The organism is Candidatus Aminicenantes bacterium (genome assembly GCA_026393855.1).
Classification (GTDB): Bacteria; Acidobacteriota; Aminicenantia; order Aminicenantales; family UBA4085; genus UBA4085.
Window position 1 is genome coordinate 89,013 of sequence record JAPKZJ010000070.1, and the last position, 21,815, is coordinate 110,827.

General features: G+C 64.4%; 23 protein-coding genes. 13 read left to right on the forward strand and 10 right to left on the reverse strand.

Annotation, left to right across the window (positions count from 1 at the left end; all coding sequences use genetic code 11):
• Positions 1-9 precede the first annotated feature (9 nt).
• From NTZ26_08145 to coaD, 7 genes are read right to left on the reverse strand one after another with little or no spacing between them, the layout of a single operon-like run.
• Positions 10-618 (reverse strand): hypothetical protein, encoded by a 609-nt coding sequence (locus NTZ26_08145; GenBank protein MCX6560472.1) that lies wholly within the window; start codon positions 616-618, stop codon positions 10-12.
• A gap of 12 nt (positions 619-630) precedes the next feature.
• Positions 631-2,868 carry a type IV pilus secretin PilQ gene (gene pilQ, locus NTZ26_08150; protein MCX6560473.1) on the reverse strand — a complete coding sequence of 746 codons (2,238 nt, stop codon included), beginning with the start codon at positions 2,866-2,868 and terminating at the stop codon, positions 631-633.
• 1 nt (position 2,869) lies between these two features.
• On the reverse strand, positions 2,870-3,298 hold the full coding sequence (locus NTZ26_08155; GenBank protein ID MCX6560474.1) for a hypothetical protein: 429 nt from the start codon (positions 3,296-3,298) through the stop codon (positions 2,870-2,872).
• Complete coding sequence (pilO, locus tag NTZ26_08160) at positions 3,288-3,890, reverse strand: type 4a pilus biogenesis protein PilO (protein ID MCX6560475.1); 603 nt, start codon at positions 3,888-3,890, stop codon at positions 3,288-3,290. Before pilO ends, NTZ26_08155 begins: the two co-directional genes overlap by 11 nt.
• Entirely contained in the window at positions 3,887-4,591 is a 705-nt protein-coding gene (locus tag NTZ26_08165) for a PilN domain-containing protein (GenBank protein ID MCX6560476.1), read from the reverse strand. Before NTZ26_08165 ends, pilO begins: the two co-directional genes overlap by 4 nt.
• A 4-nt stretch (positions 4,592-4,595) precedes the next feature.
• Positions 4,596-5,672, reverse strand: a complete 1,077-nt coding sequence (gene pilM, locus NTZ26_08170) for a type IV pilus assembly protein PilM (protein ID MCX6560477.1) — start codon at positions 5,670-5,672, stop codon at positions 4,596-4,598.
• A gap of 12 nt (positions 5,673-5,684) precedes the next feature.
• Positions 5,685-6,191, reverse strand: coding sequence for a pantetheine-phosphate adenylyltransferase (gene coaD, locus NTZ26_08175; GenBank protein ID MCX6560478.1), 507 nt, complete (start codon positions 6,189-6,191; stop codon positions 5,685-5,687).
• A gap of 240 nt (positions 6,192-6,431) precedes the next feature.
• Here coaD and NTZ26_08180 point away from each other — a divergent pair, with 240 nt between their 5' ends.
• The 3 genes from NTZ26_08180 to NTZ26_08190 are packed head-to-tail and all read left to right on the forward strand — an operon-like array spanning position 6,432 to position 8,901.
• On the forward strand, positions 6,432-7,190 hold the full coding sequence (locus NTZ26_08180) for a protein-L-isoaspartate(D-aspartate) O-methyltransferase (protein MCX6560479.1): 759 nt from the start codon (positions 6,432-6,434) through the stop codon (positions 7,188-7,190).
• Positions 7,187-8,587 (forward strand): phosphoglucomutase/phosphomannomutase family protein, encoded by a 1,401-nt coding sequence (locus NTZ26_08185; protein MCX6560480.1) that lies wholly within the window; start codon positions 7,187-7,189, stop codon positions 8,585-8,587. Before NTZ26_08180 ends, NTZ26_08185 begins: the two co-directional genes overlap by 4 nt.
• Positions 8,584-8,901: a septum formation initiator family protein gene (locus tag NTZ26_08190; GenBank protein ID MCX6560481.1), complete on the forward strand. Its 318-nt coding sequence runs from the start codon at positions 8,584-8,586 to the stop codon at positions 8,899-8,901. Before NTZ26_08185 ends, NTZ26_08190 begins: the two co-directional genes overlap by 4 nt.
• Here the strand turns inward: NTZ26_08190 and sppA are convergent.
• Entirely contained in the window at positions 8,898-10,592 is a 1,695-nt protein-coding gene (gene sppA / locus NTZ26_08195; GenBank protein ID MCX6560482.1) for a signal peptide peptidase SppA, read from the reverse strand. The two genes, NTZ26_08190 and sppA, sit on opposite strands and share 4 nt — an antisense overlap.
• A gap of 141 nt (positions 10,593-10,733) precedes the next feature.
• On the opposite strand from sppA, the gene NTZ26_08200 reads away from it, so the two are divergent.
• The 5 genes from NTZ26_08200 to NTZ26_08220 all read left to right on the forward strand — a co-directional run bounded on the left by NTZ26_08200 (position 10,734) and on the right by NTZ26_08220 (position 13,984).
• Positions 10,734-10,994, forward strand: a complete 261-nt coding sequence (locus NTZ26_08200) for an RNA-binding protein (protein ID MCX6560483.1) — start codon at positions 10,734-10,736, stop codon at positions 10,992-10,994.
• Between the two features lie 118 nt (positions 10,995-11,112).
• A complete protein-coding gene (locus tag NTZ26_08205; protein ID MCX6560484.1) occupies positions 11,113-11,718 on the forward strand; it encodes an RNA polymerase sigma factor in 606 nt (201 codons plus the stop codon).
• The gene (locus NTZ26_08210; protein ID MCX6560485.1) at positions 11,715-12,536 is read left to right on the forward strand and encodes a hypothetical protein; all 822 of its coding nucleotides are present in this window, start codon (positions 11,715-11,717) and stop codon (positions 12,534-12,536) included. The genes NTZ26_08205 and NTZ26_08210 overlap by 4 nt, the downstream gene beginning before the upstream one ends.
• 1 nt (position 12,537) lies before the next feature.
• Positions 12,538-13,452: a hypothetical protein gene (locus tag NTZ26_08215; GenBank protein MCX6560486.1), complete on the forward strand. Its 915-nt coding sequence runs from the start codon at positions 12,538-12,540 to the stop codon at positions 13,450-13,452.
• Positions 13,453-13,543: 91 nt separating this feature from the next.
• Positions 13,544-13,984, forward strand: a complete 441-nt coding sequence (locus NTZ26_08220) for a hypothetical protein (GenBank protein ID MCX6560487.1) — start codon at positions 13,544-13,546, stop codon at positions 13,982-13,984.
• Positions 13,985-14,018: 34 nt separating this feature from the next.
• On the opposite strand, the gene NTZ26_08225 is transcribed toward NTZ26_08220, so the two are convergent.
• Both NTZ26_08225 and NTZ26_08230 read right to left on the reverse strand, forming a co-directional pair.
• Complete coding sequence (locus NTZ26_08225; GenBank protein MCX6560488.1) at positions 14,019-15,383, reverse strand: MFS transporter; 1,365 nt, start codon at positions 15,381-15,383, stop codon at positions 14,019-14,021.
• Positions 15,384-15,778: 395 nt separating this feature from the next.
• The gene (locus tag NTZ26_08230) at positions 15,779-16,204 is read right to left on the reverse strand and encodes a hypothetical protein (protein ID MCX6560489.1); all 426 of its coding nucleotides are present in this window, start codon (positions 16,202-16,204) and stop codon (positions 15,779-15,781) included.
• Positions 16,205-16,425: 221 nt separating this feature from the next.
• On the opposite strand from NTZ26_08230, the gene NTZ26_08235 reads away from it, so the two are divergent.
• Genes NTZ26_08235 through NTZ26_08255 form a run of 5 tightly spaced genes read left to right on the forward strand, consistent with a single transcriptional unit; the run spans position 16,426 to position 21,756 of the window.
• A complete protein-coding gene (locus NTZ26_08235) occupies positions 16,426-17,925 on the forward strand; it encodes an FAD-dependent oxidoreductase (protein ID MCX6560490.1) in 1,500 nt (499 codons plus the stop codon).
• A 47-nt stretch (positions 17,926-17,972) separates the two neighbouring features.
• Positions 17,973-19,523, forward strand: coding sequence for an acetate--CoA ligase family protein (locus NTZ26_08240; protein ID MCX6560491.1), 1,551 nt, complete (start codon positions 17,973-17,975; stop codon positions 19,521-19,523).
• Between the two features lie 10 nt (positions 19,524-19,533).
• Entirely contained in the window at positions 19,534-20,442 is a 909-nt protein-coding gene (locus NTZ26_08245; protein ID MCX6560492.1) for a CoA-binding protein, read from the forward strand.
• Between the two features lies 1 nt (position 20,443).
• On the forward strand, positions 20,444-21,229 hold the full coding sequence (locus tag NTZ26_08250; protein ID MCX6560493.1) for a citryl-CoA lyase: 786 nt from the start codon (positions 20,444-20,446) through the stop codon (positions 21,227-21,229).
• Positions 21,226-21,756 carry an HD domain-containing protein gene (locus NTZ26_08255; GenBank protein ID MCX6560494.1) on the forward strand — a complete coding sequence of 177 codons (531 nt, stop codon included), beginning with the start codon at positions 21,226-21,228 and terminating at the stop codon, positions 21,754-21,756. Before NTZ26_08250 ends, NTZ26_08255 begins: the two co-directional genes overlap by 4 nt.
• Positions 21,757-21,815 lie beyond the last annotated feature (59 nt).

Sequence of the window (21,815 nt, forward strand, 5' to 3'; positions counted from 1 at the left end):
GCATGCTCCTCAAATGTTGGCGTAATCGGCGAACGTGATCGGGAGATACCCGGTCGCCATGACCGCCCGTCCCGACAAATCCTTGCCGTAGAAGATGATCGTGGCCGTCGCCTCCAGGACATCGCCCGTTCCCTGCAAAGTCACCAACGGTCTCTCTTCCTTGGCCGCTTCGCGGACCAGAGTGAAAGAGAGCATGGTCAACGACCCGACCCGGACCGTGCCGGACAATCCCGCTTCGAAGGAGTAGGGCACGTCGGTACCGGGAATGTTATGGCCGTCGGCGCGGGTGTAGCTGACGGCGATTTTCTCGAGCTGGATGTCCAGGTAGGTCGAATTGCCCACGATCGGGCTGGGATCCAGGGGCTGGGACGAAAGGGTCGCCTTGCCGATGTCGGCCACAATCGTGGCCGTCCCTGTCTGGGAATTGGTGACCAAAACGTCGGACCGGCAGAATTGGCTGTCGATGCCCTGCAAGTCGAGGCCGGTCAGGTTTTCGATGATCAGCCGGGTGTTGGAGGTGGTGCCGTTCTCGATCGGGTTGCAGGCGGCGGCCGCCAATACGGCCAGGGCGAGGACGGCGGCCCATTGGACGGAGGGACGGATCGATCGGATGTTCATGGCGCGGTCCTCCTACTTGATGATCCGGGGCGTGATGAAGATCAGCAGCTCCCGGTTCTGTTTGGTCCGGGCGAAGTTCTTGAACAAGGCTCCCAGGATGGGAATCTGGTGCAGGAACGGCACCCGCTCCCGGGTAATCGAGTCCTCGATCCGGGAGATGCCCCCGATGACGGTCGTCCCGCCGTCCGCCACCATGACCTGGGTCTTGGCGCTCTGGGTCGTGATCGGCGGGATGCCGTTGACCAGGTTGGCGAAGTCGGCGGCGTTGTTCTGGATGTCGAGCGCCATGATGATCGAGCCGTCGGCCGTGATCTGCGGCGTGGCCTTGAGCTGGAGGGCGGCGTTGATGTACTGCGTCGTGACCGTGAAGTTGGCCGTGGTCTGAACGGGTATCTGGCGGCCTTGGATGACTTCGGCCTCCTTGTTATTGATGGCCGTCACCTTGGTGCTGGAAATGATCTGGCCCTCGCCCTGGCTCTCCAGAGCGGTCAGGGCCACGTCCAGCCGCAGGGTGTCGAGGACGTTGGCGAAGGAAAAACCGACGGCCGAGCTGAAGGCCGGCGCCGGCAGGTTCACGGCGTAACCGCCCAGCGGCCCGCCGATGCCCTTGGTCACCAGGCCTTCGGGGATCAAAGCCCCGTTGACGTTGATCTTGTTGGGGAACTGGAGCGAGGTCTGGTTGCCGTAGTAGGGATCGGCCACACCCTTGGCGCCCCATTGCACGCCGAGATTGCGGACGAAGTTGGACGAGGCCTCGACGATGCGGGCCTCGATCATGACCTGCGGGGTCGCCGTGTCCAGGACTTCGATGAGCTTCTCGATCAGGTCCAGCTTGTCCTTGGTGTCGACCAGGAGCAGGGTGTTGGTTCGTTGGTCGACGGTGATCTCGCCCCGGGAGGACTTCTTGCTCTTGATCAGGGGCTCGACCTCGGCCGCCTTGGCGTAGGACAGGGTGTAGGTCTTGGTCAGGAGCGGGCCGGCCTGTTCCCGGGCGTCCACGAGCTTCTGCTCTTCGGCCTGCTCGGTCGAGAGGGTGGACATCGGGGCGATGCGCAGAACGTTGCCCTCCAGGGATTTGCCCAGCTTCTTGCTCTTCAGGATGTAGTCCAGGAACTGGTCCCAGGGGACGTCATTGAAGCTGCAAGTGACCGTGCCTTTGACTTCATCGTCGAAGATGACGTTGAGGCCGACTTCCTCGCCCAGCCAGAGGATGACGTCGCGGATGTCGGCGTCCTTGAACTTGGGGCTGTAGAGAGCGCCCGAGTATTTTTTCTCGGGGTTGTCGATCGTCAGGGCCTGGTATCGGTCGGATTTTGTCGGGGCCTGGGCCGGCGCCGGCTTGGGCTCGGCTTTGGCCTCGGTCCGCGTCTCGGGCGGGGCCGGGGGCGTGACGACCTTGGCGGACTCGTCGCCGCCGATCGTCGGCTTGGGCGCCGGCGCGGTCTCGGGCAGAACAACGGCCGGAGTCGTCGATGCGCCGAAGCCGATCCGGAGCCCGTCGGCCCCGTCGGCCAGCGAGAACATCGCGGCTTCCCGCAGATCGAAGACCAGCCGGGTGATGGTGTAGGGTTCGCCGGCCATGAACTGGCCGACCTTGAAGTTTTCCACACCACCGCGTTCGATCACTCGCTTCCCGGTCGGGCCGGTGTAGATCGCGTCGAAGACGTCGACGACGAGCCGCAGGGGATTGTCCAGGGCAAAGATGTTGGTCACGGCGGGGCGTCCCAGGCGGGCGGCGATCTCCAGCCGGTCCTCCTTTTCGGTTACCGCAGGCGGGCCGACTTCTATCCTGGTCCGGACCGCCGCGGCCAGGGCCTTCTCGACGTCGGGCCCGATCGCGTACTCGCCGCCGCCCCGCTGGATCTTCTCCAGCTCGATGATCGTCTGCGTCCCGTCCCGGTAGACCCGGAAGGGAACTTTTTCGGCCATGATCAGGATGAGGTCCGTGCGGGCGTTGGTCCGAGTTTCGACGCGCAGGCCCTGTAGGAGAAGCTCGCCGCCGGGAACGCCGGGCAGGCTGGGCCAGCGACAGGGTCCGAATTCGAACTTCAGCTCGGCCGGCGAGACGGCTGCGGAATAGGAAGAGGCCAGGGGCGCCACGGAGGCGCCGGCCTGCAGGATGATGCGGGTGGAGACGGCGGACGCGGAGATGACGACGGCATCGACGGTCGGAGGGGATTGGGCCCAGGCGGCCAGGAGCGTCAGGAGAAGCGCCGCCGGAGCGGCGAGCCGAACGAAAGTCCTTTCCATGTTATCGCTCCTCGGAGTTGATGTCCCGCACGATGTCCTTGGGCTTGAGCAGGGGAATCCCGCGCTCCGTGGTCTTGCGGAAGACGATCTCGCCTTCCCGGATCGACAGGACGTAGCCGTCGGCGAACTTGTCGCCCTCGCGGGCCGTCAGCGGGAAGCCGTCGGTCATGGCGATCAGGGCCCTGAAGCCGTTCTTGGACTTGATGACCCCGACGACCTGGATCTCTTCGACCAGCAGGTCGGCCGGGCCGGCGACCCCGCGGTGCTCCTTGACGTCCTTGCCGGCGAACAGGTTTTTGAACGGGTCGCGGCGGCCGGTCGGGTCATAGGAGGGTGCCTGGGCGCGCGGCTTGGCGGTGTCCTGGGCTCCTGCCCCGGCAACCAAGCCGAGGGCCAGGAGGAAGGCAGCGGTCGCGGTCTTAAAATTCATTGCGTTCCTGCTTGGCTGCGGCTGCGGGCTTGGGCTTCTCGGGCCGCTTGATCTGGGAGATGTCCAGGAAGAAATAGGTCTTGGCCGTAAAGAGGGCCGAAATGGTGGTCTCGGCGGTCTGGTTGGGCAGGGCCCGGATGGTGAAGTCGTCGATGTTGAAGATGCGCGGGAAGCGCATCATCCGGTCGAAGAAAAGCGCCAGGTTATGGAAGGAGCCGACGACTTCCACGGCGATCGGCTTCTCGTTGTAGTAGTCCTTGGGGAGCTCCCGGTCGGGGGAGAAGCGGAGCACGTCGAGCTGGGTGTCGAAGGCCAGCTGCTGAACGTTGCGCAGGATCTCGCCCTCTTCCTTCTTGGCCGGGATGAGCGGCTCGAGCTCGGCGATGGATTTGCCCAGTTCGGTCAGCTCGGCCTTCAGCTTGTCGATCTGGCGCTTCTTGATCTGCAGCTTGGCCACCTGGTCTTCGACCATGATCCGCTCTTCCCGGACGCTCTTAAGATCCGCCTGTTTGGGCTTGAAGTAGGCCACGTAGGCGAAGAAGCCGACCGCCAGGCACAGCAGAAGATATTGGTACCAGGGTCGCTCGTTCATCGCGGGGCTCCGGAAACGGACGGGGCGGCCGTCGGGGTCTTCGCCCCCGCGGCCGGCGGCGGGATCGGCGCAGGAAGGGTCGCGTTGAGGGTGAATTCCAGGTACTGGTTGCTGCCTTCGGCTCTTTGCTGGGTGTTGACGATGCCCACGGCGCCGAACGGGCCGGCCTTCTCGAGGGCGCGGACATAATCGGAGACGAGCACGTTGGACAAGGCCCGGCCCTTGATCAGGACTCCCGTCTTGTTCAGGACGAGCTCGGTCAGCCAGACCCACTCGGGGATGTCCCGGCTGACCGCGTCCAGGATGCCCACGGCCAGCCCCTGCTGGGCCTTGAGGTCCCGGATCAGCCCGACTTTCTTTTCCAGGTAGAGCTTCTGCCACTCGATCTCGTCCAGCTTGTCGACGACCGGCTGGAGGCGCTGGGCCTCCTCCTGGGCCGAGGCCAGAAGGCCCCGCTCGCGGCTCAACGATTGGCGCTGCAGCACGGCCAGGCCGCCCAGGAGGATCAGAGCCAGGAAGACGATGAGGTTGCCGATCGGGGTTTTCTTCTTCGGCTCGCCGGACTTGTCCTGGCCGGGTTTGTGCTTGCCGAGTTTGCGCCTGCCGGCCTTGGTCACTTTGCCGCCGTCGGCGTCTTCGCCGACCGGCGAGCGGTCCTCGACATCCTTCTTTTCGGCCTTGAGAAGGTTGACGCGGATCATGGCTTCACTTCTCTCTCTGCCGGGTCGCCAACCCCGCCGCGACCCCGAAGAACGGCGCCATCTCCTGATAATACAACGGACCCAACTTTTTTTCATTATAGTGGATGCGCCGGAAGGGGTCAAACAAGGTCGTCTTGACGCTGAACTTCTGCTCGAAGGAGGTCGTGATCGTGCGCAGGTTGGCCAGCCCGCCGCTGAGCAGAATCTGCTCGATGCGGTTGTCGTGTTTGTCTTCGGCCTGATAGAAGCTGAAAGTCTTCTCGACCTCGTCGATCAGGCTGCGGGTGTTCATGGACAGGACGGCGTCGACCTGGAAGGCTTCGACCTGGCGGGAGGGCAGGCCTTTAAGCAGATCTTCGGCCTCCTGCGGGCCGACATTGAGGTCTTTGCGGAGGTTTTCGGTGAAGTAGGATCCGCCGAGCGACAGGTCGCGAAAGAGCTGCGGCGTCCCATGGTCGCAGATGACGATGGTGGTGATGTTGGCGCCCAGGTTGATCAGAGCCACCGTCTTTTCGGCGAACTCCTCGGGATAGTTGATTTCCAGGGCGTTGTAGAGGGCGAAAGCGTCGACCTCGATGGCTACCAGGTTCTTGCGGGCCTGGCTGATCAGATTGCCGTAGGCCGCCACCTTGTCCTTCTTGACGGCGACCAGCAGGATCTCCAGCCCGGTGGCTGCTCCGTCGCGGGGCCGGAGGATGGCGTAGTCGACGTTGGTCTCTTCGTAGGGGTAGGGGATGTTATGCTTGGCTTCCCAGATGATGGATTCGGCCAGCTCCTCGGTCTCCATGGCCGGGAGGCTGATCTTCTTGATGATGACCGAGTTGCCGGCGATGGAGATGGCCACGTCCTTGTTGACGATTTTGGCCTTGTCGAAGGCCGTCCGGATGGCCTCGGCCACGGCGGCCGCGTCGATGATCTGGCCTTCGACGATGGCGTCGTGGGGGAGAGGCTCGTAGCCGATCCGGGCCACGCTGTAGGCGTCCTTCTTGCCCTTGCGGCGGACATCGAGCTCGACGACCTTGATGGCGTGCGACCCGATGTCCAGTCCGACGACCGGCCGGTCATGCTTGATCCCGAACATGGCGCTCCTCGGTCACTCCGTAATAGGGGACGGATCCCCGCGATGGAATTTCTCACGCAGACGCCGTTCGACGACGGGCGGCACAAGGGTGCCCACTTCGCCTCCCAGGCCGAAAACTTCCTTGACCAGGCTCGAGCTCAGGAAAGTGAACGGCGAGCTGGGCATCATAAACAGCGTCTCGAGCTGGGGGTCAAGGGTCTGATTCATCAGGGCCATCTGAAACTCGTACTCGAAATCGGAGACGGCCCGCAAGCCGCGGATGACGATCCGGGCCTCGTGCTCGGCGGCGAACCGAACCAGGAGGCCGTGGAAGTGGACCACCTGGATGGCGGGCTGGTCATGGAAGATCTCCCGGATGATCTCGATTCGTTCGTCGGTGGTGAACAGAGTCGATTTTTTGGGGTTCTCCAGGACGGCAACGATGATGCGGGGAAAAAGCTTGGCGCCGCGCCCGATGATGTCGATGTGCCCGTTGGTGATCGGATCGAACGAGCCCGGGTATATCGCGATTCTTTCCATCCCTGCCTGTCCTTCTGAGGTTCTCGGTCCTTTCTATCTGATTAACAAAAAACGTCATCCCTGTCAAACACATTCGGAAGCCGGAAAGCCCTAACTAACAGTCCTTCCTTCATTTGTTCGTCCTGGGCCATTCTCGCAGATTGCCGTTTTTTGGCTATCCCCCCCCCCGGTGAACCGAGGGGTGATTTTTTGTCGGCGCGGTAATTTGATTTATAGGCGCGTTTTGCGGACAATAGGGCCATGAGACGGGAACTGCGCCGGCCGGCCGGATTGATGCTGGCCATCCTCTGCCTCGCCTCCCCGGCCATCCGCTCCGGCCAGACGGAGGACGAAGCCTTCTACGCCGCGAAGCGCAAGGCTATGGTCGAGACCCAGCTCAAGGCCCGGGATATCAAGGATCCCCGGATCCTCGAGATCATGGGCTCCCTGCCGCGCCAGCTTTTCGTCGGCGCCGAATACAGGCGCCGGGCCTATGAAGACTATCCCCTCCCGATCGACGAGGGCCAGACCATCTCCCAGCCCTATATCGTGGCCCTGATGACCCAGGCCCTGGGCGTCAAGCCCGGCGACAAGGTTTTGGAGGTGGGGACGGGGTCGGGTTACCAGGCGGCGGTCCTCTCGCGTCTAGCCCGCCGGGTCTACAGCATCGACATCAGCGTCGCCCTGACCCGCAAGGCCGGGCAAACCCTGGCCGCTCTCGGTTGCGCCAATGTCGAGGTCAAGAGCGACGACGGCTACTTCGGCTGGGTCGAGCAGGCGCCCTTCGACGCCGTCATGGTCACCTGCGCCGCCCGCCAGATCCCGCCGCCTCTCATCCAACAGCTCAAGGAGGGCGGCCGGCTGGTCATCCCCTTGGAGGAAACCGACGAATACCAGTCGCTCAAGCGGGTGACCAAGACGAACGGCAAGCCGGTCATCGAGCAATTGGCCCAGGTCCGGTTCGTCCCCATGCTCGGCCAGGACAAGAAGAAGCACGCCGCTGGGGCGGAGCGGCCGTGATCCGATTCGGGACCAACGGCTGGCGGGCGGTGATGGGGGAAGAGTTTACCTTCCACAACGTCCGGCTCTGCGTCCAGGCCATCGCCAATGTCCTCGGCCGCAAGTTCCCCGGCCGCGAGATCACCGTCATCGTCAACTACGACACCCGCTTCCTGTCCGAGCGCTACGCGGCCGAAGCGGCCAAGGTCCTGTCGCACAACCGGATCCAGGTTCTGCTGGCGGAGCGCGATTCGCCCACCCAGGCCCAAGCTTTTCAGATCATCCGCCGCGGCGCCCAGGGCGGGATCAATTTTACCGCCTCCTTCAACCCCCCCCAGTACAACGGCCTCAAATACAATACCGAGACGGGCGCCCCGGCCCTGCCCGACGAGACCGGGGCCATCGAGACCGAGATCAAGAGCCTGGAGAAGGGGTTCGATTTCTTTCCCCGGTATCCGCGCTCCGAAGCCATCCAGCGCATCGACCTGCGGGCCGACTACCTGCGGTCTCTGCCGGACAAGATTGATTTCGAGGCTATTCGGGCCTCCGGCCTCAAGATCGGGGTCGACCTTCTCTACGGCACGAGCCGCGAATACCTGGACGAGATCCTCGAGGACAACGGGATCCCCGTCGAGGAGATCCACGGCTTCATTGATCCCTATTTCGGCGGCATCGCCCCGTCCTGCACCGAGGAGAACCTGGCCGAGCTGGCCGCTTTGGTGCGGGAGAAGAACTGCGATCTGGGGCTGGCCACGGACGCGGACGGCGATCGCTTCGGCATCGTCGACCACGAGGGGACCGTGGTCATCCAAAACCTCGTCCTGGCGATGCTCCTGCAATACCTGGTGACCAAGCGCGGCTGGCACGGCGGGGTGGCCCGGTCGGTGGCCACCACCCACCTCATCGACCGCATCGCCCGGCCGCACGACCTGCCCATCTTCCGAACCCCGGTCGGATTCAAGTTCATCGCCGACCTCTTGCTCAAGGGCGAAATCATGTTCGGCGGCGAGGAGAGCGCGGCCCTGGGCCTGCGCGATCATCTGCCGGAAAAAGACGGGATCATTGCGGGACTGCTCGTGGCCGAGATGGTGGCCAAATCGGGCCGCAGCCTGGCCGAGCTGCTGCAGGACCTCTACAAGGAGTACGGGGAGCGGATCGGCGTCCAGAAGAGCCTGCCCTTGACCCCCGGCCGGGAGAAAGCTTTGCGCAAGCTGGCCAAATCCCCCCCTTCCAAGCTGGCCGGCCGCTATATCGTCAACACCGAGACTATCGACGGCGTCAAGTTCGATTTCGCCGACGATGACTGGCTCTTGATCCGCTTCTCCGGCACGGAGCCGCTGGTGCGCTGCTACGCCGAGGCGGGCTCGCGCAAGGATCTGCGCGAGCTGCTCAAGGCCGGCCTGGACAAGATCGGATGACGCCGGAACGGACGAAAGAGGAGCGCCGGATTCCACGGGCGGCCTCAATCGCCGCCACCGCGGTGGCGTTCCTCCTTTTCGTGCTGCTCGTCTCCACCGTCTTCGGCAAGAAAGGCCTGCTGGAGATCGCCAAGGCCCGCCGGACCTATGCCGAGCTGGAGACGGAGATACGCGGGCTCCAGGAAAAGAAGGCCCGGCTGGAGAAGGAAATCGCCGCCCTGGACGCCGACCCCAAGGCCGTCGAGCGCGAAGCTCGGGAGAAGCTCTGGCTGATGAAGCCGGACGAGAAGGTCCTGATAAAAAAGAAGGGTTAAAAGGGCACGATCGCCAGCACCTGATTGCGGCCCAGCATCTTCAGAAACCCGGCCGCCCGTTCCATTTCCGCCGTCAAGCCTGTCCGCGCGTCCGCCCCCCGGCGGCCGAACAGGGCCCCCAGGAACGAAGTCCGGCCGGGCCGGACCGCGAGCCGGACATCCTCCTCCGGGCCGATCCCGGCCAGCGCTTTGGCGATCTCGATAGCCTTGCTCAGCCCGCCCAGCTCGTCGACCAGCCCGCGGGCCTTGGCCTGGGCCCCGGTCCAGACTCGGCCCCGCCCGAGGCGGTCGATCTGCTCGGGAGCTAAATGGCGTCCGGCCGCGGCCTTGGCCACGAAGCGCTCGTAAATCCAACGGATGTCCGCCTTCAGCAGGACCCGCTCCTCGGCGGTGGCGGGCCGGAAAGGCGAGTAGAGATCCGCGAAACGGCCGAATCGTACGGTTTCGGAGCCGATGCCGAGCTTGGCCAGAAGCCCGGAGGCGTCGATCTTACCGGCCAGGACGCCGATCGATCCGGTCAAGGTCTGGGGCTGGGCCACGATCCGGCTGGCGCCCATGGCGATCCAATAGCCTCCGGATCCCGCGACATCCGACATCGAAACCACGATGGGCTTGACGGCCCGGGTCAGCTCGACCTCGCGGGCGATGACGTCCGAGGCCACGGCCGCGCCGCCGGGACTGTCCACCCGCAGGACGACCGCGGCGATCGCCGAGTCCTCGCGGGCTTCGCGCAGCCATCGGCCCAAAGTGTCGGACCCGATCGTCCCGGCCAGGCTCTCTCCGCCGTGGATGGGGCCAACGGCATAAAGAAGGGCCAGCCGCCTCCCGCGGCCGAGCCCGACCGAGGAAGGGCTGATTCGAGAGTAGCGGGAAATGGGGATGAGGACGGCGGGCCGACCTTGGCGCCCGAAAAGCGCCCTGACCTGATCTTCATACAGGCACTCGTCGACCAGGCCAGCCCGGACCGCATCCTCGCCCCGGAAAAGAGCTCGATCGACGAGAGCCCGGATCTCCGGCTCGGACTTGCCCCGGGCTGCCGCGACGTCTTTCAGGAAGTGATCAAACTGATCGGCCAGCAGGGACTCGGTCATCTCCCGATGGGCCGGCGTGAAGCCTTTCTCGGTGAACTGGTTGTAGGCGGTCTTGTATTCCTCGATATGCTCGATTTCGGCCCGGATGCCGAGCTTGTCGAGGGCGTTCTTGAAAAAAGGCACCTGGCCGCCCAGCCCGGTGATTCCCAGGCCGCCCAGGGGGTGCAGGACGATCCGGTCGCAGGCCGTGGCGATGTAGTATTCCTTGGTGGCCAGCGGAGCGTCCTCGAAGTAAGCCACCGCCTTTTTACCCGAGCGGCGGAAGTCCAGGACGGCGTCCCGGATCTCGGCGCACTTGGCCCAGTCGCAGTCCAAAAGGCCAAGCCGCAGCAGCACGCCCGTCACCCGGCGGTCGGCGCGGGCCAGGCGAAGGCCGTTCCAGATGTCGAGCATGGACTGCGGCCGGCCCGCGAACAGGGCCGCCAGGGCCCCCGGGTCGGCGAACTCGGCCAGCGGCCCTTCGACCCGGATTTCAAGGACGGCGGCCTCGGGCACGACGGGCTCGCTCCGCAGGGTCATGAAGACCCAGGACACGGCTGCGGCCAGGATGAGCCCGGCGAAGATGAGGACGAGAAGGAGGACGGAACGGCCTTTTTTCATGGCGGGCTCCTGGCGGTATCCTCATCATAGCAGAACGCTGCGGGGCCCGCCAAACCCGCTTCCGGCTTCTTGATTTTCCCCGGCCCCTATGATTGAATGAATTTCCATTCGGAGCGGGCTAAGGCCCAGGAGGATTTTTGAATGAGTTCGAAAAAGCTCTATGTCGGTAACCTCAACTACAAAATGACGGACGAGGCGCTTAAGGCGGTCTTCTCCCCTTACGGCGAGGTTACCTCGGCCAACGTCCTTCAGGGCCGCGGCTTCGGGTTCGTCGAGATGGCCGCTTCCGAGGCGGCCGACGAGGCCCGGGCCCGGTTGAACGGAACGGACTTGGATGGCCGCAAGATCGTCGTCAATGAAGCCCGCCCCCAGACCCTCCGGACGCGCGAGCCGGCCTCGTAAACCTTTCCGGCGGGGCTTTCGTAGAGTCAGGTGAACGCCGCTCTCCGTCGAGGTGGAATATGACTCCGATCCGCGCCGCCCTCCCAGCCGGGGAGCGGTCCGTACGGGGGAGCGCCTGATGACCGAGGAGGGGACCGCACCGTATGCCTCAGCTGCGGGCCTTGCGCCTGAGGCGCTGGAGGGTCTCCTCCGGCGGATCCGGCAGGGCGACCGGGATGCGTTCCTCCTCCTGACCCGGGCTTATCAGAAAAAAGTCTTCGGCTTGGCCTACGCTTTTTTCCGCGACCGCGAAGACGCCCTCGACCTCGTCCAGGAGACATTCCTTAGGCTGTTCCAGAAGATCGAGACTTACCAGGAAGGCCGCAACTTCGAGGCCTGGCTGCTGCAGGTGGCGCGCAACCTCTGCATCGACCATTATCGCAAGCATTATCGGAAGCGCCGGGAGATGGAATGCGCCACCCCCGTGGACGAGCTGCCTCTGGCCGCCGCCGGGGCCGAGGATGCGGTCCACGCCTCCGACCTCAAGGACATCCTATCCCGCTGTGTCGAACGGCTGGCCGACCGCCAGCGCCAGATCTTCATCATGCGCCACTATAACCAGCTTAAAAACGAGGAGATCGCCCGCACTCTCGACATCTCCCTGGGAACCGTTAAGTCCCTTCATTTCAAGGCCATCCAGAACCTGCGGGCCCTGATGGAGCCGTACATGGGGTGCCGGACATGAACGCTTGCCGCCGAAACCGCCGGGCCGTCCGCAACGCCGTCGGGACGGATCTCTTCGTCCCCGAAGGTGCGGATAAGGAGCATATCGCCGTGTGCAAGGAATGCCGACGCGAACATGAAGATCTCCGAGCCATCGGGATCGGAGCGGAAGCCGTCCGCGACGAGATCGGTGCGGCCATGGCAGGCGTCGATTGGGACGCTCTGTCCGAACGGATCGCCGATGCCGCCCTGGCCGAGAGGCGGACTGCCCCGCAGCCGGCCCCGCGCCCGATCGTTCGGCCGTTCTTTTCGCGATCGCTCCTGGCCGGAGCGGCGGCCGGGCTGCTGGTCGGGGTTTTGGCCACCCTGTTCTTTCTGCGCCGCGGGTCCCAATCTGCCGCGCTCCCGACGACTTCGGCGGCTTCCGCTGTTCCGGCGGCCGGATCCTATTCGGCCTCCGGGGAGTTCCTGCAGAGAGTGGAGCTGGAGCTGGCCAAGCGCGAGACCATCGATTACCTCGAGAAGAGCGAGTATGTTCTGCTCGATCTTCTCGAACCGCGATCGGCGGGAGCCGCCCCGGGACCGCCGGTCGCCCCCATCGATCGAACCAGCGGCCTGCTGGCCCAAAAGCGCTATTTCAACGCCCATTTGGGCGATGTCCGAATGGCCAAGGCGCGGGCTTTGTGCGACCAAATCGAATTCCTTTTCCTGGAGCTGTCCCAGATCAGCCGGACGCTGGATCCCAAGGAGACGGCCGAGATCCGCAAATTCGTCGAGGACAAACAGCTCCTCCTCCAGATCCGCCTGCTGAAGAAAGAGCTCCGGGAAAACGAGGCCTGACATGAGAAAAAATATCTATGGAATTATTCTATTCAGCCTGGCGCTGGCTCTGGCGAATGTCGCCGCCCTAGCGGCCCCCGCGGCATCAGAGACCGATGCCGTCGGGCCGTCTAGGACGACCGAAATGGTCGTCGAGCCGCAGGGGCCGGACGAGAAAGCCTTCCAGGAGGTCAAGATCCTCATCTTTGACCAGAAATGGGCCGAGGCCGGGATCCGTCTGGACGAGTTCCTGGCCCGCTTCGCCAAGAGCCCCCTTGTCCCGCAAGCCGTCTACTACAAAGGCAAATGCCTGGAGGAGCGGGGCGGCCGGGAGCGCGAGGCCCTGCGGTCTTACCGCGACTTTCTGCTGTACAAGGACCAAAATCGGAACCTGGTCGAGGACGCCGAAGTCTCGATCGTCGACCTGGCCCTGGCCCTCTTCAACCGGGGCGACTCGGAAGCCTGGGACGATCTCGAGGTCCGGCTGACCCATCCCAACCGGACCGTCCGCCAGTACGCCGCCCTCCAGATCAGCACGCTCAAGGACCGCAAGATGGCCGAGATGGCCGTCCCCATCCTGCTCCTGATGGCGGAGAAGGAAACCAACGAAGAGCTTCGCGACCGGGCCAAGATCGCGCTGCTGCGGATCGCGCCGGACCGGCTGTCGGACCTTCAGAACGAGCCGCCTCCGGCGCGCCGGGCCCGCATGTTGCGGATCGAAGTGACCGTCGACGGCGGCCGCGAGGCGTTATTTTCCATTTCGCTGCCCTGGGCCCTGGCCGACCTGGCCTTGGCCGCGATCCCGGACGAGGAAAAGCAGGCCCTCCGTCGGCAGGGCTACGACATCCAGCGGATCATGGCCGAGCTGCAGTCCACTCGCGGCAAGATCGTCGAAATCCGCTCCGAAGGCAAGCGCCTCCGGATCTGGCTGGAATAGCGTCCGCGGCCGGCCGGGGACCCGCCGCGCTTGCGCCGGAAGCCTCAAAACGGTATCCTGACTTTCTCATTCGGCACGGAAAGAGGCTTCCATGGACATCAAACTGTCGAGGGCGCAATACGAGACCCTGATGCGCCTGGTCTATCTCGGGAACTGGATGGTTAACGGTTTCCGGGACAAGGACAAGGACTCCGACACCGACGCTCTCGAAAACTATATCTATGCCAAGGCCCGCGACTTCGGGCTGGGCGACCGGATCACTTATGACGAAGAGGCGGACGCCCATTTCCCGACCGAAACCCAGGAGAGCGAGTGGCTGGCCGATCTGGACGACGGCAAGAACGATCTCTTCTGGGACGAGCTGATGTACCGGCTGGCCGATCGTGATTTGGTGGCCCGCTTCGGCGAGGCCAATGTCGACGCCATGTCCGCCGAGGAGCGGAAGCGGATGGAAGACGAGCTGGCGGACCTGTACTATAAGGAATTCGAAAAGAACGGGCTGGACAAACTTCAGCTCATCCGACCGAGCTGATGCGGCTTCCCACCCCGCCAACGGCGGGGCAGGGTCAGTCTTCTTTGACGGCCTTCTTCAGCCAGGCGTCGTATACCAGCAACCCGATGAACGAGACCACCCCGATGCCGCCGATGATGAGCCACATAGGGGCCGGGTTGACCGGCAGGCCCGCCAGGGCCGGCTTCTTGACGTAGATCTCGAACAGGCGGCCGCCCAGCGGTCCGCCGATCATGCTGGCCAGAGCGAGCGGCAGGTTCGCATAGCCCAGATAGAGGCCTTCCTGGCCCTTCGGGGCGATCCCCCCTATGTATTCGTAGATGCGGGGCGAGGCGAACATCTCGCCGACGGCCATCGCGGCGATGGATCCGATCAGAAATATTCCGGCCACGGGAATGATCAAGCCCAGGTTGATCGTCTTGGTCAGCCCGCCGTGCAGGAGGGCGGGGACCACGTTGAGGAGCATGAAGGTCGTCGTCACCCCGACGCCGATCAGGATCGATCGGACCGGCTTCCATTTCTTGGATAGCCGGGTGATCAGCAATTGGAAGGCCACGATCATGATCGGGTTGGCCAGGGTGTAGAGCTCCATGGGTGCTTTGGGGTCCAGGTGCCGCATGTAGAGCGGCATCAGGTTGTAGAGCTGGACATAGAGAAACCAGAACAGGCTGATGACGATGATGAAGAAGACGAAGCGGATGTTGCGCAGGACGATAAAGATGCCCAGAAGCGCTTCACCCATCGTGCGCTTCTTGACCGGCGTCGCGTCCGCCTTGCCGTCGGGGACGTACTGCGGTTCGCGGTAGGCCAGAGCGGTGACGGCCAGCCCGATCAGGGCGAAGGCCGAGGCGGTATAGGTGAAAATGGCCGGGATGCCGAAGTTGGTCCGGATGACGTAGGAGATGCTGCGGCCGGTGATCGAGCCGATGTTGATGACCATATAGAAGATGCCGAAGCCCAGCGTCTTCCATTGGCCGGAGGTCTTCTGAATCGTGCCGGCGATGCAGGGCTTGACGATCGAGCCGCCGATGCCGATCAGGACGACGCCCAGGACGACCGGAACGGTGAAATCGACAGTTGCCGCGTCGCGCGCCCCGATCAGGCCCGGCCAGATCCTCTGGAGATTGCCCATGATGAGGTAGCCCAGGGCGATCAGGACGAAGGAAAAGGTCAGGGATCGCCGGAAGCCGATCTTGTCGGCCACGGTGCCCGAGAGGATCGGCAGGAAATAGATCAGGCCCCACAGGACGGTCGCGTTGAGAAAGGTGGCTGTGGAGGGGCGCATGCCCAAGTTTTCGACCAGATAGATGACCATGAAAGAGGCCATCGAATAATAGGCGGCGCGCTCGAACAGCTCGATGATGTTGGCGGTCCAGAAGGTGCGGGGGAATTTCGCTTTGGGGGCCGGGGCGTCGGTCATGGCGACTCTCCTTGGCGGGGGTGGGCCTCGCGGGCCGCAGTAGTCATACCGGAAATCGGCGGCGATGTCCAGAGGCCGACACCCAGATTATTTAAGGTTCATCTCCCAACTCCGGGATACGCGGCCAGGGATATCGGCCCGGCGGCTTCGGCCTCTTCTCGCCTTTTCCCACAGTTCTCTTCGGCGCCTCGGAACTCCGCGTTCCAGATCGTCCGATCTTGGAGGCCCCTCCCTCCTTTTCGATTCCGATAAATCGTCGCGTGCTCAAACAGCCCTCGGCGCCTGGCAAAAGCCAGGTTCCCTCAGAGAACTATGGAAAAAGGCGCCGGCCTCGCAATTTCGCCGTTGGCCGATATCCCCCTCCGCGTTGTTATCCCGGAGTCGGGAGATGATCCTCATTTAAGCAGGTTCTCGATCTTCGCCAGCTTGGCGACGGCCGTGCGGACGGCAGGCGCGTCGCCCCAGGCCATGATCTTGGTCATTGCCGCCGCCAAACGGCCGCCCGCCTCGTCCGCCGCAGCGGCATCGGGCTTGAGGCGCTCGGGGGCGGCGGCGGGATCCCCCAGGCCGGGGAACTCGGCCCCCAGCGAACGGATCGCGGCGGCGACGGGCTGCAGCTCCGCGACGAGCGTCTCCACGGCCGCTGCGGCGGCGGTCGGGTCGGTGACTTTTTCCGCTCGGGCCGCGAAGGCGTCCACGGCGGCGACATACCCGGCCAGCGCTTTCCGGGCCGGGGCGACGGGATCCTTGCCGCGGCAAGCGGGGACGAATAGGACGGCCGCGGCGAGACATACGGCGGTGATCTTGGCGTTCGGCATCATTGCGGCTTTTAGGGGGCCGGATTATTTTATGACGAGCTGGGCTGCTTGGCAAACTGATAGGGGTCAGGTCTTAACATTTAACGGATTTACCCCGGCCTGACCCCTTGGTGCCAGGCCTCGCCAAAAGCGTTATAAGTTAAGACCTGACCCCTGAGGCTGGCGTCGAAGCCTGCGGATGGATAAAATACCTCTGCCGACGAACGCCGATCGAGGATGCCGTCATGAAACGATCTCCGTGCCTACCCGACCCCGGACGCCCCTGGCAGCGCCGCGAATTTCTGCGCCTTGGAGGCTTGGCCGCGCTGGCCGCGGGCGGCCGCGGGCTGGCAGCCGCACCGCTCCTGGATGCGACTCAAGGCGTAGGCGGCGCCTCTTATGATGCGGTCATTGTCGGCGGCGGGATCGCCGGATTGACGGCCGCGTACTATCTGCGCGAGCTGCGGATTCTGGTCCTGGAAAAAGAAGCTCGGACGGGGGGGCGGATTCGTCGGGCACCGGGGCCTGGAGGAGCCGTTTCGCAGGCGACCTATATCGGCAAGCCCTATGGCGCTCTCAAGGAAATCATCGAGACGCTGGGCTTGGAACCGTTGGAGATTCCGGCCCCCATGGAGTCCGCCTTCCGCGACGAGCAGTTTTATTTCGGAGCGGACGGCCTGGCCGGATTCTTCGGGGAGCGCAGCCGTCCGGCCGATTTCGAGCGCTTCAAGAGCGAAATCCTGGAGGCGGCCGGGGATTACCAGGATATCCCAGAGCTCGACTTCACGCCCCAGCAGGCCAAGCTGGACGACCTGACGGCCCGGCAATGGTTCGCCGAGCGCAAATTCCCGCCCGTTTTCCAGGAGTACTACGATCTCGCCATCCGGGGCCGGTTTGGCGCCTCGCTCGAGGACGTCTCCGCCCTGGGGGTCATTCCGGAGATCGCCTTCAAGCTGGGCGGCGCCACCGGCGACGTCGCCGCTCCCGAAACGGGCACCGGCGCTTTCACCTTCGAAGGCGGATTAGCGGCGATTACCGAGGCTTTGGCCGGAAGCCTGGGCGAAAAAATCTTGTCCCGATCCCGGGTCGTCCGGGTCAGCAAATCCGAGACCGACTATCTCGTGGAATACGCCGACGCTGCGGGCCGGATCCGCTCCGTCCGGGCCAAGTTCGTCATCCTGGCGGTTCCGGCGCCCGCGGCCCTGTCCATCAGCGGAAGCATGCTCAAGCCCGAGGCGCGGAGCCTGCTCGAGTCCATGGCATACTCCTCCTGCGCCGCAGTGGCTCTCACGACCCGTGAGCCGCTTTTCGGCCGGGCCTTCGACCTGAGCCTGCCCGACGGTGGGATCGCCGCCGACCTGCGCGACGCGGACTGGATCTTCCGGACCCGCGAAGCGGGCCGGAGCGGTCCGCGTTCGGCAGGCGTCGTCATCCGGGCCGTCCCGGCGCGGCTCGGCGATCCCGCTTGGCCGTCGCTGACCGACGACGAGATCGCCGCGGCGGCCGTCCGCGCGGCCAGCCGGATCTTTCCCGGCCTTTCGGCTCGACTCACGGGCCGCCAAGTGATGCGCTTCCCGCAAGCCTATCCGGTGATGATCCCCGGTGCCTTCAGGCGGATGGCCCGGCTGAACGAGATCTCCGACGGCCGGGTGCTCCTGGCCGGCGACCACATGATTTATCCCGACTTCGAGGCCGCTGCCGATTCGGGCGATTTCGCGGCCGAGAAGGTCGGCGAACTGTTCTGAAATGTTGAGACCTGACCCCTATTGGCTTATACTCCAGGGACGATCACATGGCCAAGCTGTACGAGTACCAAAGTAAGAAGCTTCTCAAGGATGCCGGTATCCGCATCCCCGAAGGCGGCATTGCGGGAACGCCGCGAGAAGCCAGGGACATCGCCGAAGCGCTGGGCCGGCCCGTTGTGCTCAAGATCCAGGCCTGGGTCACCGGCCGCGCGGCGCTGGGCGGCATCCAGTTTGCCGCGACCCCCGAAGAAGCCGAGGCCAAAGCCCGCGAACTCCTCGGCCTGAAGGTCAAGGCCTATGTCGTGGACCGCATCTTGGTCGAGGAGCAGCTTGCGATTCGGGCCGAGTATTTCGCCGGCTTGGTGCTGGACGACGCCCGCAAGATTCCCCTGCTTATTTTCAGCCCGGTGGGAGGGTCGGGGGTGGAGGAGATCGCCCGGCTCCATCCGGAGCGGATCGTCACTCTGCCTATCGACGTCAGGTTCGGCCTGCGCGAGTTCGAGACTCGCAACCTGGCCCGCCGAGCCGGCCTGACCGGCCCCGTCCTGATGCAGGTGGCGGACATCCTGGCCCGTCTGTACAAGACGGCGCGGGCGGTGGAAGCCAGATCGGCCGAAGTCAATCCGCTTGTCCTGGCCGAGGACGGCAACGTCTATGCCGCCGATTGCCATCTCGTGGTGGACGATTACGCCGTTCACCGCCATCCCGAGCTGGGCATCGAGATCGCCCGCGAGTTCGACCGGCCGCCGACCGGGCTGGAGAAGATCGCCTATAAAGTCGAAGAGAAGGACCATCGCGGCACTTTCTATTTTCTCCAGATGGCCGAGGCCGGCTCCGAGGCCGAAGGGGAAACCCTGATTGGTTTTCACGGCGCCGGCGGCGGCGGATCGATGATGTCCATGGACGCCGTCCTGGCCAAGGGCTTCAAGCTGGCCAACTACTGCGACACGAGCGGAAACCCGCCGGCCAGTAAAGTCTATCGGGCGGCCAAGATCATTCTCTCCCAGCCCGGCCTGCGAGGCTACTTCGCCTCGGGATCCGGTGTGGCCAGCCAGGAGCAGTACAATTCCGCCCGCGGCCTGGTCAAGGCCTTCGCCGAAGAGGGCCTGGAAATACCGGCGGTCATTCGGCTGGGCGGCAACTGCGAGGAGGAGGCCATCCGCATCCTGGCTTCCTACTTGAAACGAATTCCCGGCCGCGTCGAGGGCTACGGCCGCGACGACGCCCCGGAATTTTGCGCTGCCCGGATGGAAACCCTCATCCGCGAGGGCGGGGGAGCCGTACACGCCGTACGAACCTCGCCGTTGCCCGAGCCTGTGGCAGGCGCTTTTGCGTTTGCCACATCTACCGGGCGCCTATCCATCGACCAGTCCCGCTGTACGGCCTGCGTCTCCAAGGGCTGCGTCGGGGCCTGCACGCCGGGCATCCTCAAGCTGGAGCAAGGCCGCCCCGTCCTGGCCGTCTCGGCCGAGGAGGCGGGCAAGGGCAAGTGCACGGAATGCCTGGCCTGCGAGATCTACTGCCGCTATCACGAACAGGCCGCCATCCTCATTCAGCTGCCGATCCCGGGGCTGGACGATTACCGGAAATCCCTGTAGAGAGACAACGATGTCGATCCTGGTGGACGAACGCTCGCGAGTCATCATTCAAGGCATTACCGGGCGCGAAGGCACGGCCCGAGCCCGGCTGATGAAGGACTACGGCACCAACCTCGTCGGCGGGGTCACCCCGGGGCGGGGGGGGCAGGACGCGGCCGGCGTGCCGGTCTACGATTCGGTCGAGGAAGCCTGGGAGAAGACGGGCCCGATCGATGTCAGCGTCATTTTTGTTCCCGCTCCGCTCGTCCGCGACGCGGCCTTGGAGGCCATCGCGGCCGGCGTCAAGCTGCTGGTGCTTGTGCCCGATCGGGTTCCCATTTACGACGTTCTGGAGATCGCCCGAACGGCCGAGGATAAAGGCGCCCGCTTTATCGGCCCCAACACGCTGGGCCTGCTCAGCCCCGGGAAAGCGGTCCTGGGCATGATCGGAGGCAAGGCCGAGCGGGCCCGGGAGTGGTTTCGGCAGGGGCCGGTCGGGGTCAGCTCGCGCAGCGGCGGCATGACCTCCTCGATCGCCTACTATCTATCCAAGGCCGGGATCGGGCTGAGCACGATCGTCCATGTCGGGGGGGATTCGATCGTCGGCACCTCGCATCCCGAGGTCATGGAGCTCTTCCAGGACGATCCCGAGACGCGCCTGGCCGTCATGTTCGGCGAAATCGGGACCAGCCAGGAAGAGCGGGTGGCCGACCTGATCGAGGCCGGCCGCTTCCGCAAGCCGCTCATCGCCTATATCGGCGGCAAGGCGGCCAAGCCGGGGACCCGGTTTTCCCACGCCGGCGCCATCGTCGAAGGGAACCGCGGCTCGTACGAAACGAAAGTCCAGCGCTTGCGGGCGGCGGGGGTCCATGTTGTGGACGCCATCGCCGAAATATCGGCCAAGGCGGCCGAGATCCTGGCGGCCGGCAAGGAGGCCTGATATGGGCGACGGCAGCGAAAAATGGATGACTGCGATCACCGACGTCCGTCCGAACCGCATCGTCACCCGAGGCTATCCGATCGACGAGCTGATGGGGCGGGTCACTTTCGCCCAGGCCATCTATCTGGTGCTGAAGGGCGATCTGCCCACACCCGAGGTGGGGCGCTTGCTGGACGCGATCTTCGTCTCGTCCATCGATCACGGCGCGTCCCCTCCATCCGTGCTGACGGCGCGAACCGTGGCCTCGACCGGGGCCGACCTCAACGACGCGGTCGCGGCCGGGGTGCTGGCCATCTCGCGGCTTCACGGCGGGGCCATCGAGGAAGGCCAGCGGATGTTCCTGGCCGTCGCCGCGCGGATGGAGGCCAAGGGTCTGGACGAGGAGACGGCGGCCCGCGAGGTCCTGGACGAGATGAAGGCCAAGGGCAAAAGGGCCTCGGGGTTCGGGCATCGTCTCCACACCAAGGATCCGCGGACGGCCCGGCTGTTCGACTTGGCCGCGGAAACGGGGCTGGCGGGCCGTCATGTCCGCATCGCCCGGGCGGCCGAGAAGGCGTTGGCTGCCCAGCTCGGCAAGCCCCTGCCGATCAACGTCGACGGGGCCATCGCCGCCGTACTGTGCGACCTGGGCATCCCGCCCGAAATCGGCAACGCCTTCTTCATCATCGCCCGCGTGCCCGGGCTGGTGGCCCATGTTCACGAGGAAAAGACCCGGATGAAGCCGATGCGCAAAGTTGACCCCGAGGATTTCGCATATGACGGGCCGGCCGAAAGGAAGCTGCCATGAGCATCGACATCCTCGAGTGGCTGCCGGAGATCAATGAGATCAGCGAGCCCAAGCTGCGGGATCTGACGGCCCGGGTCTGGAACGAGGCTGTGATCCGCGGCGGCTGGACGGACGACGACCTGCGCGAGTTGCCGTTTACCCTTCTACTGAAGACGGTGCCGATCACTCTGATCGAGCACACTCGGGCCGTGACCAAGACGTCGCACGAAATTGCCAAGGTCATAAACGAGACCTATGCGGGCAAGGTGACGGTCGACTTGGACTATCTGCTGGCGGGGGCCATCTTGCACGACGTCGGCAAGCTCTTTGAATACCGTCGACAGGGCGGCGTCTTCGTCAAAAGCCGGGAGGGAGAGCTGCTGCGCCATCCGATCTCGGGGGCGGCCTTCGCGTTCAAGCACGGCCTGCCGCAGGAAGTCATCCATATCATCGCTGCCCACAGCAAGGAAGGGGACGGCGGGAGGCGGACAATCGAGGCGGTCATTGTCAACCACGCCGACTTTGTAAATTTCGATATTTTCAAATAGGGGTCAGGTCTTAAGATATAAGTTATCTCCAAAAAACGGCACTCTCAACGAAGAATCGT